14 protein-coding genes are annotated in these 14,537 nt (G+C 59.0%); 7 read left to right on the top strand and 7 right to left on the bottom strand.

What is annotated here, in order from left to right; translation table 11 throughout:
- Nucleotide 1: 1 nt before the first annotated feature.
- The gene (locus EFB11_RS11020) at nucleotides 2-1,360 is read left to right on the top strand and encodes a PFL family protein (RefSeq protein WP_122790271.1); all 1,359 of its coding nucleotides are present in this window, start codon (nucleotides 2-4) and stop codon (nucleotides 1,358-1,360) included.
- Here the strand turns inward: EFB11_RS11020 and EFB11_RS11015 are convergent.
- The 5 genes from EFB11_RS11015 to gpr are packed head-to-tail and all read right to left on the bottom strand — an operon-like array spanning nucleotide 1,357 to nucleotide 6,393.
- Entirely contained in the window at nucleotides 1,357-2,259 is a 903-nt protein-coding gene (locus EFB11_RS11015; protein WP_122790270.1) for a hypothetical protein, read from the bottom strand. The two genes, EFB11_RS11020 and EFB11_RS11015, sit on opposite strands and share 4 nt — an antisense overlap.
- Nucleotides 2,252-2,902: a Ger(x)C family spore germination protein gene (locus tag EFB11_RS11010; protein WP_122790269.1), complete on the bottom strand. Its 651-nt coding sequence runs from the start codon at nucleotides 2,900-2,902 to the stop codon at nucleotides 2,252-2,254. The genes EFB11_RS11015 and EFB11_RS11010 overlap by 8 nt, the downstream gene beginning before the upstream one ends.
- Nucleotides 2,899-4,335, bottom strand: coding sequence for a spore germination protein (locus EFB11_RS11005; protein ID WP_122790268.1), 1,437 nt, complete (start codon nucleotides 4,333-4,335; stop codon nucleotides 2,899-2,901). The genes EFB11_RS11010 and EFB11_RS11005 overlap by 4 nt, the downstream gene beginning before the upstream one ends.
- A 48-nt stretch (nucleotides 4,336-4,383) precedes the next feature.
- Nucleotides 4,384-5,454, bottom strand: coding sequence for a stage II sporulation protein P (gene spoIIP, locus EFB11_RS11000; RefSeq protein ID WP_122790267.1), 1,071 nt, complete (start codon nucleotides 5,452-5,454; stop codon nucleotides 4,384-4,386).
- A gap of 54 nt (nucleotides 5,455-5,508) precedes the next feature.
- Complete coding sequence (gpr, locus tag EFB11_RS10995; protein ID WP_122790266.1) at nucleotides 5,509-6,393, bottom strand: GPR endopeptidase; 885 nt, start codon at nucleotides 6,391-6,393, stop codon at nucleotides 5,509-5,511.
- A gap of 145 nt (nucleotides 6,394-6,538) precedes the next feature.
- On the opposite strand from gpr, the gene rpsT reads away from it, so the two are divergent.
- Nucleotides 6,539-6,802: a 30S ribosomal protein S20 gene (gene rpsT / locus EFB11_RS10990; RefSeq protein WP_122790265.1), complete on the top strand. Its 264-nt coding sequence runs from the start codon at nucleotides 6,539-6,541 to the stop codon at nucleotides 6,800-6,802.
- Nucleotides 6,803-6,895: 93 nt separating this feature from the next.
- On the opposite strand, the gene EFB11_RS10985 is transcribed toward rpsT, so the two are convergent.
- On the bottom strand, nucleotides 6,896-7,951 hold the full coding sequence (locus EFB11_RS10985) for an S-layer homology domain-containing protein (RefSeq protein WP_122790264.1): 1,056 nt from the start codon (nucleotides 7,949-7,951) through the stop codon (nucleotides 6,896-6,898).
- Nucleotides 7,952-8,130: 179 nt separating this feature from the next.
- Nucleotides 8,131-8,502 (bottom strand): VOC family protein, encoded by a 372-nt coding sequence (locus EFB11_RS10980; protein ID WP_122790263.1) that lies wholly within the window; start codon nucleotides 8,500-8,502, stop codon nucleotides 8,131-8,133.
- Between the two features lie 171 nt (nucleotides 8,503-8,673).
- Here EFB11_RS10980 and EFB11_RS10975 point away from each other — a divergent pair, with 171 nt between their 5' ends.
- The 5 genes from EFB11_RS10975 to hpt all read left to right on the top strand — a co-directional run bounded on the left by EFB11_RS10975 (nucleotide 8,674) and on the right by hpt (nucleotide 14,451).
- A complete protein-coding gene (locus tag EFB11_RS10975) occupies nucleotides 8,674-10,677 on the top strand; it encodes a DHH family phosphoesterase (RefSeq protein WP_122790262.1) in 2,004 nt (667 codons plus the stop codon).
- Nucleotides 10,678-10,720: 43 nt separating this feature from the next.
- Nucleotides 10,721-11,167: a 50S ribosomal protein L9 gene (rplI, locus tag EFB11_RS10970; protein ID WP_122790261.1), complete on the top strand. Its 447-nt coding sequence runs from the start codon at nucleotides 10,721-10,723 to the stop codon at nucleotides 11,165-11,167.
- A 98-nt stretch (nucleotides 11,168-11,265) separates the two neighbouring features.
- Nucleotides 11,266-12,573: a replicative DNA helicase gene (gene dnaB / locus EFB11_RS10965; RefSeq protein ID WP_122791291.1), complete on the top strand. Its 1,308-nt coding sequence runs from the start codon at nucleotides 11,266-11,268 to the stop codon at nucleotides 12,571-12,573.
- Nucleotides 12,566-13,906 (top strand): tRNA lysidine(34) synthetase TilS, encoded by a 1,341-nt coding sequence (gene tilS / locus EFB11_RS10960; RefSeq protein ID WP_122790260.1) that lies wholly within the window; start codon nucleotides 12,566-12,568, stop codon nucleotides 13,904-13,906. The genes dnaB and tilS overlap by 8 nt, the downstream gene beginning before the upstream one ends.
- Before the next feature lie 5 nt (nucleotides 13,907-13,911).
- On the top strand, nucleotides 13,912-14,451 hold the full coding sequence (gene hpt / locus EFB11_RS10955) for a hypoxanthine phosphoribosyltransferase (RefSeq protein WP_122790259.1): 540 nt from the start codon (nucleotides 13,912-13,914) through the stop codon (nucleotides 14,449-14,451).
- Nucleotides 14,452-14,537: the final 86 nt, after the last annotated feature.

Raw genomic sequence — 14,537 nt, 5'->3', positions numbered from 1 at the left:
AATGATTAACACCCGCGACATCCTCGAAACCATCAAAATGATCGAGGAGGAGCATCTGGACATCCGTACCATTACCATGGGCATTTCGCTGCGCGATCTGGCCTCGGATGACATCCATGTGCTCTGCGACAAGATTTACGATAAGATCACCCGCCGCGCCGAAAAGCTGGTGGCAACCGGCGAATCGATCGAGCGCGAACTGGGTATCCCGATCATCAACAAGCGCATTTCGGTCACACCCATCGCCATGGTCGGCGCGACCACCTCGGCGCTCAGCTATGTGCCCATCGCCAAGGCGCTCGACCGTGCGGCAGAGACCACGGGCGTCAACTTTATCGGAGGCTTTTCGGCTCTGGTGCAGAAGGGCTTCGCCAAGGGCGACGAAGTGCTGTTAAACTCCATCCCCGAAGCGCTGGCTGTAACCAACAACGTCTGCTCGTCGGTCAACGTGGCGTCCACCAAGGCAGGCATCAACCTGGATGCCATCAGCCTGATGGGTCACATCATCAAGGCAACCGCGGAGATGACCAAGGATAATCAGTCTATGGGCTGTGCCAAGCTGGTCGTATTTGCCAATGCGGTGGACGACAACCCGTTCATGGCAGGCGCGTTCCACGGCATCGGCGAGCCGGAAACCGTCCTGAACGTCGGCGTATCCGGCCCGGGCGTGGTACAGGCTGCCATCCGCCGCGCGGGCAACTGCTCGATCGGCGAAGTGGCTGAAATCATCAAAAAGACCGCGTTCAAGATCACCCGTATGGGTCAGCTGGTCGGCTCGATCGCGAGCGAACGGCTGGGCGTGCCGTTCGGCATCGTCGATCTGTCGCTGGCCCCGACCCCGGCGGTTGGCGACTCGGTGGCCCGCATTCTGGAGGAAGTCGGTCTGGAGACCTGCGGCTGCTGCGGTACGACCGCGATTTTGGCTATGCTCAACGACGCGGTCAAGAAGGGCGGCGTTATGGCATCCTCCAACGTCGGCGGCCTGTCGGGCGCGTTCATCCCGGTTTCCGAGGACGAAGGCATGATTGCAGCCGTGAACGCAGGCGTTCTGAGCATGGAAAAGCTGGAAGCCATGACCGCTGTTTGCTCGGTTGGTATCGATATGGTCGCTGTGCCGGGCGATACCTCGGCCGAGGTCATCTCGGGTCTGATCGCCGACGAAATCGCCATCGGCGTAGTCAACACCAAGACCACGGCCGTGCGCGTCATCCCGGCCATCGGCAAGAAGGTCGGCGACAGCGTGGAATTCGGCGGCCTGCTGGGTTCGGCGCCCATCATGCCGGTATCCACCCATTCGCCCGCCAAGTTCATCCACCGCGGCGGACGCATCCCGGCGCCTATCCACAGCTTGAAAAACTAAGATTCCTGGACCGGTTTTCCGTCCTTTGGGGCGGGGGACCGGTCTTTTTTTGCGAAAATGGCGCGTCCCATCTCGCGGGCCAGGGTCACGAGCAGCGCCACTCGCACCGCTTCGCACAGGGCGAGTACACAGCCAAACACCACTTCGCCGCGCTGTAAGAAATCCCCGACCGAAAACAGGCCGGCCGCTGAAAAGACCGGGTAGGGCAGCGCCTGGGCGCCTGCGCCGAGCAGCAGCCAGGCGCGCAGCGTCAGTAAGATGAGTCCGGCCCCGCCCAGCAGAATCCCACGCGTACACGCGCGGGTGGAGGGCAAGCGGCGGGTCTGGGTGCACAGCAAAAGCGGCAGCAGTAGGGGAAGGAACTGCCAGGTGGGGGCGCCGGGCAGGGTGATACGCCGCACGGCTTGCACGAGATATGCAGGCGAGCAGTCGGGCAGGGTGACCAGCAGCGACACAGCCAGTGTCAGTGAAATGAGAAACACGGTCGGATAGGCCCACATGGCGACCGCGGTGCGGCCGCGCCGCCCGGCACACCAGCCCACACCGAGCAGTACGGCGGCTGTCACCCAGCGCGGCAGACCGGGGAAGGCGGTCGCCTGCCAGAAGCCGGACAGACGGAGGAGCGATTGCGCGATGGCTGCCAGCGCACAAAGTCCGACGGCGGTAAACAGCACGACCTGCACCGGACGGGGCAGGTGGGCGCGGCACAGGCTTTCAAAGTCCCGCGCATCGCAGTGCAGCAGCCAACGCAGGAACAAAAACACCACAGCCGCCGCCAGCAGCGTCCCCCAGACGAGTGACCAGATAGCTTCCGGGGTGGCCGGGACATAAAAACTGCCCGCCAGCAGGAAAATCGCCAAAAACGCGCCCTGCCAGCGCGGGAAAACGGTATCACGCATGGGCGTCACCTCCTGGGGAGATCTCGATGCTGCCGCCCGGGGCGGTATGCCCGTCCAGATTGGGGGTGAGCACGGGCAGGGAAAAGGCCTGTCCGCTGGCCTGCCAGTCCAGAATGCGGAACAGCGGACTGTCGGCCAGGGTGCCGTCGGTCGCGCGCTCATCGAGCAGCGCGGCCAGAGCCAGACCGGGGATGCCGTCGGTAATGGACTCGGCGCGCAAAATCTGGTCGGGAGTGGCGTTCTGTGCCACCGCGATGCGCAGCGTCAGCCGGGCATCCGGCCGGGCCAGCAGGCTTCCGACCAGGGCGGACAGGTCGTTTTGCGCGAGTGGTTCGCTCACCACGATCACCAGCGCATGACTCAGGTACAGGCGGCTGGCCAGCAGCTTGTCGGCGCGGTCGAACAGCGCGTCAAAATCGGCTGCTTCCACGGTGAAATAGGCCGGCTGGGCGTCGCCGTCTAAGCTGTCCTGCCGGATGCTTTCCACGGTCATCTGATAACCGTTGTCATGCTGGTCGATGGCCAGTGCCGACACGGGCAAAATCTGTCCGGCGTCCTGATTGATCTCCACCCGGTGGTTGCCGTCCGCATAACAGCCGCTGAGCAGACAGAACAGGGGCAGCAAAGCAAGATACCGTCTCATGGCTTCTCCTTTCGCGCCAGAAAGCGGCGGCTGTGCATCTTCCGCCAGCTGACACGCCACCAGCGGTCTTCGGTGTGTGCATGCACGCGCGGCAGCAGATTGAGCAGATACGGCGTGCCGAACGAATGCAGGGCGCACAGGTGCAGCAGCACCAGCGACAAGCCGAATACCAACCCATACAGCCCGAAAAAGGCAGCCGACAGCAGCAGCAAAAAGCGCAGCGTGAGCGCCGCGGCCTGCAATTTGGGCGAAGCTAACCCGGTCACAGCCGCGACCGCCACGATAATGACCGCAGGGGCCGAAATCAGCCGGGCCGTGACCGCCGATTGGCCGAGCACCAGGCCGCCCACGATCGACATGGTCGAGCCGATGACGCCCGGTGTGCGCGTCCCGGCTTCTTTCAAAATTTCAAACACAATCAAAAGGGTGAAAATCTCCCACAGGGGCGGCAGGGGGACGCCTTTCTGCGCCGCCGCAATGGCCAGCAGCATCCGGGTGGGGAACAGTTCGGCGTGGTAGTAGAGCAGCGCCACATAGAGCGCCGGAACGGCAATGGACAGCAAAAACCCGACCGAGCGCAGCACGCGCGCCAGCCCGGCCTGGGGCGTGGGCAGATAGTAGTCATCGTTGGCCTGCAAGCATTCCTGCAAGATGCAGGGCGCGGTCAGCGCGACCGGGGTGCCGTCCACCAGAATGGCCAGCCGCCCTTCGAGCAGGCGGGCCACAACCACATCGGGTCGCTCGGTCGTGCCTAGGGTAGGGAAGGGGGAAAACCGTCCGTCGCGGATGGTTTCTGAGATATAGTTGGCATCCAAAATGCCATCAAGCGACAGGGTATCGAGCCGGCGGCGGGTTTCCTCCACCAGACCGGCTTCGGTCACGCCTTCGAGGTAACATAAGCAGACCACCGTGTTGGTGCGCCCAGCCATGCGGGAAAAGGAAAATTTGAGCCGGGGGTCATTGAGCCGCCGCCGGATGAGGGCTAGATTGGGCATAAACGCTTCGGTGAAGCCCTCGCGCGGGCCGCGTAGCACGCGCTCGTTGTCCGGCTCGGTCGCCGAGCGCACCGAAAAGCCCTTGGTGTTGACCACCACGGGGCGGGCGTCGCCCTCGGTCAAAATGACCGTATCGCCGTAGAGCAGGGCCGAGAGCATCTGCTGTTCGTCGGGCACGACCTTGCTGTCGTTGATTTGGATGACTGTGTGTGCGAGCAGGTCGGCGTCCGCCGTGGGATGCTCATAGGCCACGAGCGGGCGGATGATGCTCTGGTTGATGGCCAGATTGTTGACCATGCCGTCGATAAAAAAGACCGCGCAGCGCAGCCCGGACGGGCTTTCGGTTTCGCGGGTGACAAAGGTATTGTCGCCCTGAAAGAGTGCTTTCATCGCCGCAAGATTTTCACGCAGCGAGCACGTGAGTTTGAGGACAGGCATAAAAAATCGCTCCTTTGGAGGTAGGTTCTCCAAAGGAGCGCGAATTATTCAGGATTTGGGCGCGCCCAGATAGGTGGCCAGCGTATCCCCGAACAGGCGGACGGATGCCAGCGCTTCCTGCAAGGTATTGCCCGACGAGCCGACTTCGAGCAGCATGGAACCGGTGGTCAGATGCAGATTGAAGCGCTGTTTGCGCAGGTTGATCGAGCGCATCAGCCCCGGATGGTCGGCGTTCAGCTGCGACTGCAAGGTGACGGCATAGTTTAGATGCTCGTTCCAGTCGTCGAACTCCAGACCGCTCGCGTTGGTGCCCATGACCAGCATCAGCTGGGCGACCGTCTGGCCGTTCTGCTCGCAGGCAAGCTTGTATTTGGTGCCGTCGTCGGCCAGGATGGCGTCGCGGTGCACATCAATGGTCATTTTGACCGTGGGATATTTTTCGAGCGCCGCCTGTACGTTGCGCAGCGACTCGCCATACGAGCCGTTATAGGAAGGATAGTCGTTAAGGTCGGTCAGGTGGACGGTCTTGATGCCGCGTTCTTCGAGCACCTTGCAAAGTTCGGTGCCCACCCGCACGACGTTCTGGTTGGTGTCCAGTGTGCGCGCATCGCCGGACGCCTCGTAGGTATCCGAGCCCGACGGCGTATAGGCTTCGGTCGCATGGGTATGATAGACCAGAACCTGCGGGCCGTCATCGGTGGCTGTGATGGTCTTGGGGTTTTGCAGCATGGCGTTTAAATCAAAGTCTAGCCCCGATTGATTGTTGACTTTGACTTCGGGGATTTCCTCTGGTTCGGACGACGCCGGAGCCTGTGGTTCCAGTCCGGCGTTTTCCATTGCCATATCCAGTTCGGCCAAATCTTCGTCGGTCGGCTCCTGTTCCAGTCCAGCGGTCGCGGTGCGAGGTGCGTGGACACTGGTTTCTCCGGGATATTGCCCGGTGCCCAGTGCAAAGGCACCCGAAACAAAGGTTTCATTTTGCGCGAGTTCGCCCAGAATTTTCTGGGCAAACGCATCGCCCCCTGCCCGACTGCCCAGCAGCAGGACAGCCGCAAACAGCAGGCATAAGAAAGCGGGGACAGCAATGCCGCTGCGCCGTCTGGATGGATGTCGTTTCATGGCTCTGCCCCCCTCATTTTGTGCTGCTTCTATTGTATGGAAGGGCAGGCGCAGTTATGACAGATATAAGTCGATGTCTTTCGGGCTCAGGTCGGGCTGGAGCGCCAGATTGAGCGCATATCCGATCAGGCGCGACACGTCGGCCACTTCGCGGTCGATGTCGCGGGTGGTGACGATGAGCGGGGCAGCGTCGGGCGGCACCGCCTTGCCGCCGGTCAGCTCGGCGACTAGGGTCGCGCCATCCACCACCGTGGGCACGCCCAGCGCGATGACCGGCACGCCGAGCGTCTGCTCGTTGAGTGCCGCGCGGGCGTTGTGCACGCCCGAACCGGGCACGATGCCGGCATTGGTCAGCTGGACCGTGCGGCTGAGTCGGGTCAAGCTGCCGGCGGCCAGGGCATCGACGGCCAGGATGACCGACGGCTGCACGGCCTTTGCCACGGCGGCGAGCAGTTCGCCGACCTCCACACCGGTCTGTCCCAGCACGCCGGGGGCGAGGGCTGAAACCGGCCGCCAGGAAGCAAAATATTCGGGCGCCTGAGTGGTCAGGTGGCGGGTGGCGATGATATAGTCGGCCGCGCGCGGCCCGACAGCGTCGGGGGTGATTTGGCGATTACCCAAACCGATCACAAGGGCTGGGCCGTCCGCATGTTCGGGCAGCAGCCCACGTGTCAGATCGGCCAGTGCGCGACAGGCGCGCGGGAAGGCATCCTCTTCGCGGCGCATCAGGGCATCCAGACAGAAGGTTTCATAGATCCCGACTGGTTTGCCGATCTGGGCCGCGCCCTGTTCGTCGAGGATCTCGACCGAAGTGACCGAAAATCCTTCGATTTCCCTCTCGCGGCTGCGCACGCCCGAAAGCGCGCCGGCATTCTGCGCCTGACGGCGGCTCATTTCCAGCGATTCCATGGCCAGGTCGGTGCGGTAAGCGTGGTTCATCGTGCATCAGCTCCTTTTTCCGGTAGCCTTTGCGGGGAAAACAAGAATTATTACAAAAAGAGAAAAATAATGCTTGCTTTTTTGCGGAAAAGATGATAGTATTATAAATACTGATGACTCGATAATGATAAGGAGGTGGATCGGAATGCCGAATATTAAGTCTGCAAAGAAGCGTGTCAAGGTCACCAAGGTAAAGGCGATGCAGAACCAGATGGCGAAGAGCGCGCTGAAGACCGTTCTCAAGAAGTTTGACGCGGCGATCGTCAGCGGTGACAAGGCCGCGGCCGAGGCTGCTTACAAGGCTGCCGTTAAGGCGGTGGATAAGGCTGCTGCAAAGCATCTTATGCACAAGAATGCTGCCTCCAACAAGAAGAGCGCAATGACTCTGAAGCTCAACGCGGTTGGCTAATAAAGAAACCAGAAACACCCTGTCCCGCTGGGCAGGGTGTTTTTTGCAATTTTGCCATGAAAAAGAGCTGGCATTTTGCCAGCTCTTTTTGTTTTACTTGGTGTAGTAAACTGCCGTGACCACGCCGTCCACCAGAGATACGGCCGCGCTCTTGTATTCGCCGCCGGTCGATGTCAGACCGCCCGAAATGGAGCCGTACGGATGGACACAGATCGCATCGCAGTCCTCCGCGACCGTGACCGCTTCGCCGTTGATGCTCAGCACCCCGTCGGTCCAGGTGATCTGCTGGTCGAGCGCACGCGCATCGCCCAGCGTCGCGGTGAAGTCCTCACCTTCGCCGGTCATCTCGACACAGGTGTAAAGGCCGGCATAGGTCTGGCCCTCGGTCGCGTTTTCAATGACCACATTGGCGTAGAATGTATCACCGATACATAGGTTGACGACATTGGAACGCGCAACATAGACCGGATTGCCCTCACCGTCGTCTTCCAGCATCATGGCGCGGTACAGCATGACCGCCATTTCGGCACGGGTGACCGACGAAGTGGGGTTCAGTTTGCCGTCCGAGCCGCTGATGATGCCAGCCTTGGCCAGAGCAGCGACATCGGCCTGGGCGTAAGAAGCAACCGAATCGGCATCCGAGAAGGCCGACAGGTCACCATCCGGGAAGGAAAGCCCGGTCTTGTCCAACGTGCGCCGCAGCATGACCATGGCATCCTGCCGGGTCAGCGGCTGGGTGGGATGGAAGTTGCCGTCCTCATCGCCTGCGACAATGCCCAGGTTCTTGGCAGCACTGACCGCATCGCTGTAATAGGCATCTTCCGGGACATCGGCAAAGCTGCCGCCGCCGACATAATCATTCATCGAATAGGCACGGGTGAGCATGGTCACAAAATCGGCGCGGGTCAGTTCCTCTGCCGGGCTGTAAATCAGGTTGTCGGTACCGCTGACCACCTGATGGTTGGCCAGGTAATCGACCGGCTGTACCGCCCAGGTAAAGTGTTCATCGACGTCCGCAAAAAAGACCGAATGGTCCGGGACATATACGAGGCCATCCTTCTGGATGACTTCGGCCGCCGAAGCGTGAAGCATGACCGAACAAAGCGCGATAATGGATACCACGACAATCGCAAGCCGTTTTTTTCGCATGGGATAAACCTCCTTTATTTGGCTTGGGTGGTTTGCGTATAAAAACCGCAAATATTATAACATAAAAAAGTAGATTTGTACACCAAAAATTCGGTTACACTTTAAATTTCATAAATTTTGGAAAACATGCATAAAAAAGCTCCCGCTTTGCACCAAAGCGGGAGGTCAAAATCGGTCGATTATGCGCCAGCGGGCACGATTTCTACCCAGTAGCCATCCGGGTCTGCAATAAAGTAGATGCCCATATCGGCATTTTCAAAGCAGATGCAGTCCATTTCCTTGTGGCGGGCGTGGGCAGCGTCGAAGTCGTCCACAGTCAGTGCCAGATGAAATTCGTTGTCGCCCAGATTATAGGCGCGGTCCCAATCACGCAGCCAGGTCAGTTCCAGCAGATGCTCGGTCGAACCATCGGACAGATACACGATGATAAACGAACCGTCGGGTGCGTTGATACGGCGGGTCTCTGTCAGCCCCAGGGCCTGCTGGTAGAAGGCAAGCGAACGGTCCAGGTCACGGACATTGAAATTGTTGTGCGCAAAACGGAATTGCATGGTTTTTCCTCCTTGTGATTGTGTATCCACCATACCATACCGAGGGCAATTGTGCAAGAGGTTGTAAAGATGGGAGCGAATTTGGGGAAGTTTCACATTCCGCTTGCGTGAAGGGTGGCAAAATGCTATACTGTATCTTGTAAATTTGCCTGTGATAGGAGGTCGCGCCTGGTGGACAAAAAGCTCAAACAGATCATCCAACCGGGATATCACTTCTATTTTGCCATCTTCCTGGTGTTCTCCCTGTCCTGCGCCTATGTTTCCTATGTTATGTCCGGCATTGGCATCGTGGTATGTCTGCTGATGTACTTGGTCTATCGCCATCGGGAAAAACGCCGCCGCAGCGAAATGATGCGGTATTTGCAAAGTGTGACACTGGATGCCGGGCAGACCACCCGGTCGTCGATCATCGATTTTCCGTTGCCGACCGTCATCGTGCGGGCTTCGACCAACGAAACCCTGTGGGCCAACGATGCCTTCTGCGAAGTCACCGGGCGGTGGGACTGTGCGCCCAATGTCAAGTTTTATGATTTGGCGCCGGATTTTAACACCCATTGGCTGGCCGAAGGCAAGCGGCAATATCCAGGGGAATTGCAGATTGATCAGAATTTCTTCTGGGTCTATGGCAGCCTGATGACCGAAAAAGAGGCCGATGAAGTACTGCTCGTGCTGTATTTTGTGCCCTGCACCGAATACATCCACTGCCGGGACCGCTATACGCTCAGCCGACCGGTGGTGTCGATCATCTCGATCGACAACTACGAGGAACTGACCAAAAACGCGACCGACTCGGAAAAGTCCATCATTTTGGCCGAGATCGACCGTAAGATCGCCCAATGGGCCAAGGACAGCCGTTCCCTGCTGCGCAAATATGACCGCGACAAGTATATTTTCGTACTGGAAAACGGCGATTTGACCAAGCTGGCCGGCAAGAAATTTACCGTACTCGATGAAGTGCGCTCCATTCAAAGCCGGTCGGGCGTCATCGCGACGCTGTCCATCGGCATCGGCAAAGACGGCGCGACCTTTGCGGAATGCTTCCATTTTGCCGGGGTGGCGCTGGACATGGCGCTTTCCCGCGGTGGTGACCAGGTGGTCATCAAGACCAAATACAATTTCGAATTTTTTGGCGGTCTGTCCAAGGAACTCGAAAAACGCACCAAGGTCAAATCGCGCGTGGTGGCCAATGCGCTTATGCAGCTCATTCGCGAATCGTCCCGGGTGCTCATCATGGGTCACCAGTCGAGCGATATGGACTCGGTCGGCGCCGCAATCGGTATGGCCTGCGCCGTGCGGGTGCATGGCAAACCGGTCAATATTGTGTTGCGGCGGGACCGTACCTTGGCGCAGGAACTGATCGATAAGATCGAAGCCGTGGAAGGCAATGAAAACCTGTTCATGGAGCCGGGCGAAGCCATGGTGCTGTGCGACTACAATACGCTCTTAATTGTGGTCGATACCAACCGGCCCGATTATGTCGAGTCGCCGCCGCTGCTTGAATCGATCAATAAGGTAGCGGTCATCGACCACCATCGCCGGGCGGCCAGCTATATTGAAAATTTTGCACTCAACTTACACGAACCATATGCCTCTTCGGCGTCCGAACTGGTCTCCGAATTGCTGCAATATATGGTCCAGACCAGCGAAATCCGGCGCGAAGAAGCCGAATGCCTGCTGGCTGGCATTTATCTGGATACCAAGGGCTTTTCGATCAAGACCGGCGTGCGGACCTTTGAAGCAGCCGCCTACCTCAAGCGCGCAGGCGCCGAGATGGTGGCCGTCAAGAAGATGTTCCAGTCGACCTTTGACGAATATATGATGTGTCAGAAGGTCATTTCCACTGCGCATGACTGCGGCGGCGGCATTATTCTGGCCATTTCGGACGAGCCGATCGAAGACCGCGCCCTCGCGGCCAAGGCCGCCGATTCGCTTCTCGGTATCATTGGCGTGCGCGCCAGCATTGTGGCATTCCATTCGGGCGAGGATACGATCGTGTCCGCACGCTCGTTTGGACAGGTCAACGTCCAGATCGTCATGGAAAAGCTGGGCGGCGGCGGCAACATTACCTCCGCCGGGGCGCAGCTGCGCGGAGTTTCGTTGGAAGACGCTGAGCCGCGGCTGCAAGAGGCCATCCAGGAATATCTGGAGGAGGACGACCGGCCGGATAAGACATAAACGGCGGGCTTGCCCGCAGGACGAATTTTAGGAGGAAACTACCATGAAAGTCATTTTAAAAGCAGACGTAAAGGGCAAAGGTAAGAAGGGCGACCTCATTGAGGTCAGCGAAGGCTATGGCCGCAACTTCCTGCTGCCGCGCGGCCTGGCCGATCTGGCAACGGCTGATAACCTCAACTTAAAGCGTCAGGCCGACGAAGCCCAGGCGCGCCGCATTGCGCTCGAGCAGCAGAACGCGCGCGACATCGCGGCAAAGCTCAAGGAACTCAAGGTCGAAGTGCGCGCCAAGGGCGGTGCAGGCGGCCGTCTGTTCGGCGCTGTAACCGCCAAGGAAATCTCCGAGGCGCTCAAGGCGCAGCACGGCATCGAAGTGGCCAAGAATAAGATCGTGCTGGAAGAGCCGATCAAGGCCTTTGGCACATACATGGTCAAGGCCAAGCTGTACACCGAGATCCCGGGCGAAATCCACGTACAAGTTATCGAAGCATAAATTTTGCAAATTTGAGAATGGGCGCACCATAACCGGGCACCCATTCTCCATTTTTAGAGAGGGGGTCAAAGCGCGTGGATGAACTTTTGGCGCGGCAGATGCCGCAAAGTGCGGAAGCCGAACAGGCAGTGATTGGCTCCATGCTCATTGACCCGGAATGTATCCCGCAGGTCATTGAACTGCTGCGGCCGGATGATTTCTATATCGAGGAGAACCGGCGCATTTTTGAAACCATCTATTCGATGTTCAACAACGCCATGCGCATCGACGCCGTAACCGTGCTCGACCAGCTCAAAGGCGCGGGCCTGTATGACGATGCGGGCGGGCGTGCCTATCTGATGCAGCTGATGGACGTAACGCCTACGGCAGCCGGTGTGCGGGAATATGCCGCCATCGTGCGCGACAAAAGCATGCTGCGCGCCATCGCAGCCGCGGGCGCGGAAATCGAAAAGCTGGCGCTCGAGGGCGGCGGCACGGCGGCAGACATCGCCGAGCTGGCCGAGCAGAAAATCTATAATGTGCGCCAGGGGCGCGAGATCAAAGGACTCAGCCCCATTAAATCGGTTATCATGGATTTATACGCCCAGCTCGACGAGCGTAGCCGGTCGGATAGTGACATCCCGGGTATCACGACCGGGTTCCGCGACCTTGACCACGCACTCACCGGCCTGAACAAATCCGATCTTATTCTGGTCGCGGCCCGTCCCGGTATGGGTAAGACGGCGTTTGCGCTCAACATTGCGCTCAATGCCGCCAAGGCCAGCAAAAAGGATGTGGTCGTGTTCCAGCTGGAAATGAGCAAAGACCAGCTGGCCGGACGTTTCCTCGCCAGTGAGGCGCTCATCGAATCGCAAAAACTCAAGACCGGCAATTTGAGCGAGGACGATTGGATCAAAATCGCCCGCGCGACCAATGTGCTGGCAAAAACACGCATCTATGTGGACGATAACCCGGCCATTACGGTCGCGGAGATCAAAGCCAAATGCCGCCGCCTGGGCGATGGGCTGGGGCTCATTGTCATCGACTATTTGCAGCTGATGCAGTCGGGCGGACGGCGCAACGACAACCGTACCCAGGAAGTCGCGGAAATTTCCCGTGCACTCAAGATCATGGCAAAGGAACTGAATGTACCGGTCGTCTGTCTGTCGCAGCTTTCGCGTGCGGCCGAGCAGCGTGCCGACAAAAAGCCCATGCTCAGTGACTTGCGTGAATCGGGCGCCATCGAGCAGGACGCCGACATCGTCCTGTTCATCTACCGCGACGATTATTACAACGACGACAGCGAGAACAAAAACGTAGCCGAAATCCTGATTGCCAAGAACCGTCACGGCGCGACCGGGTCGGTCAACCTGCAATGGATTGGCCAATATACCACGTTCTCGAGCCAGGACCGCGTCCATGGATAAATTTTTAAGGACCATTGCGCAGACGATTGCAGAAAACCACATGCTCGTCCCGGACGAACCGGTGCTGGTCGCCCTGTCGGGCGGCGCCGATTCGGTGGCGCTGACCTTGGCGCTACGGGAACTTGGGTATCCGGTGCATGCCTGCCATGTGCATCATGGTTTGCGCGGCGCCGAAGCCAACCGCGACGCACAGTTTTGCCGCAACTTTTGTCGCGCGTATGGCATCGAACTGGATGTCCAGTACGTGGATGCCGCCGCCTATGCCAAGGCGCACCGGCAGAGCATCGAAACCGCCGCGCGCGAAGTGCGGTATACCGCCCTGGAACGGGCGGCGAGGGGGCATAAGATCGCGACCGCTCACACGGCCAATGATAACCTGGAAACCATGCTGTTCCATCTAGCACGCGGAACCGGCGCAGCCGGCCTGGCCGGTATCCCGCCTGTGCGAGGTACGGTCATCCGGCCGCTGCTCGGCTGTATGCGGCCGCAGGTCGAAGCCTTTTTGGCCGCCCGCGGTCAGGATTTTGTAACCGACAGCACCAATGCTTCCGACGAGCACACCCGCAACCGCATCCGCCATACAGTCATCCCCGCGCTTTTGGAGGTGCATCCGGGAGCGGTGCACAACGCCGGGGCGCTCAGCGCCCGGCTGCGGCAGGACGACGCTTTTTTGGAACAGCAAGCGGCGAAGCTTTTGGCGAAGGCCGCGCAGGGGGACGGCTGGCAGGTTGAGCTCTTGCGGGACGCCCATCCGGCGCTGCGAACTCGCGCCCTGCGGCAGCTTTGCGCCGCCCGCGGTGTGCCGCGGCGGGATTTTACCGCGCGGCATATTCGTGCACTTGAAGCTTTGCTTGAAAACCCTCGGCCATCGGCATGGGTCAATCTACCCGCTGGTTTCGTAGCCCGGCGGGAATATGGGCTTTTGAAGCTGGAAAATAGCGTTTTGGAGCCCAAAATCGTACCCGATGCCGTGCCGGTGCGCGGCTGCGGCACGTTTGAAACCGCGGATTTGCGGGTATCCATTCGGCGGCTTGAAAAAAATCAGGTTTTTTACAAATCATTCAATACTTTTTGCGTTGGTTGTGATACAATAGACATGTCTACCTGCATTCTACGTACCCGGCGCACAGGCGACCGCCTGCGGCTGACCGAGCACGGGGGCAGTAAAACACTAAAAAAGCTGCTGATCGACAAAAAAATTCCAAGCGCCCGGCGGGATCACCTGGCTGTGCTGGCCGACCAAAACGGTCTGATTGCAGTGCAGGGCGTCGGGATAGACATCAGCCGCCGTCCACAGGGCGGCGCCATTTTCGAGATACAGTTTGAGGGGTAAGGAATATGAAAAACGATATCAAGGAAATCTTGTTTACCGAAGAACAGCTTGCCGACAAGGTGGCAGAACTGGGCGCCCGTATTACAGCCGATTACCGCGGTAAAAATCCGCTGGTTGTCAGCGTACTCAAGGGCAGCTATGTGTTCATGGCTGACCTCACCCGCAAGATCGATACGGCTTGCAACGTGGATTTTATGGTCGTGTCCAGCTATGGCCAGGGCACCAAGACCAGCGGCGAGGTGCAGATCATCAAGGATATCGGCCAGAAGATCGAGGGACGCGACCTCATCATCGTGGAAGATATTCTGGACAGTGGCGTGACGCTCAGCTACCTGATGAAGGTATTGCAGGCGCGCGGCGCAAACTCCATCCGCCTGTGTACGCTCCTGTCCAAACCCGAGCGTCATCGGGTGGAAGTTCCCATCGATTATCTTGGCTTTGAAATCCCTGACGAATTTGTTGTGGGGTATGGCCTGGATTATGCGGAAAAATACCGCAATTTGCCGTATATCGGCATTCTAAAGCCCGAAGTCTATGGCGGCTGATTGAAACCGACGCGCAGCCCAAGGGGCGGTGCACGTCGGGATGCATGCCATGGCTGAGAAAAAAAGGAAGGTGTCCCCTATTGAAA

Source organism: Intestinibacillus sp. Marseille-P6563, assembly GCF_900604335.1.
Classification (GTDB): domain Bacteria; phylum Bacillota; class Clostridia; order Oscillospirales; family Butyricicoccaceae; genus Butyricicoccus_B.
This window is presented reverse-complemented; position numbering and strand designations above follow the sequence as displayed.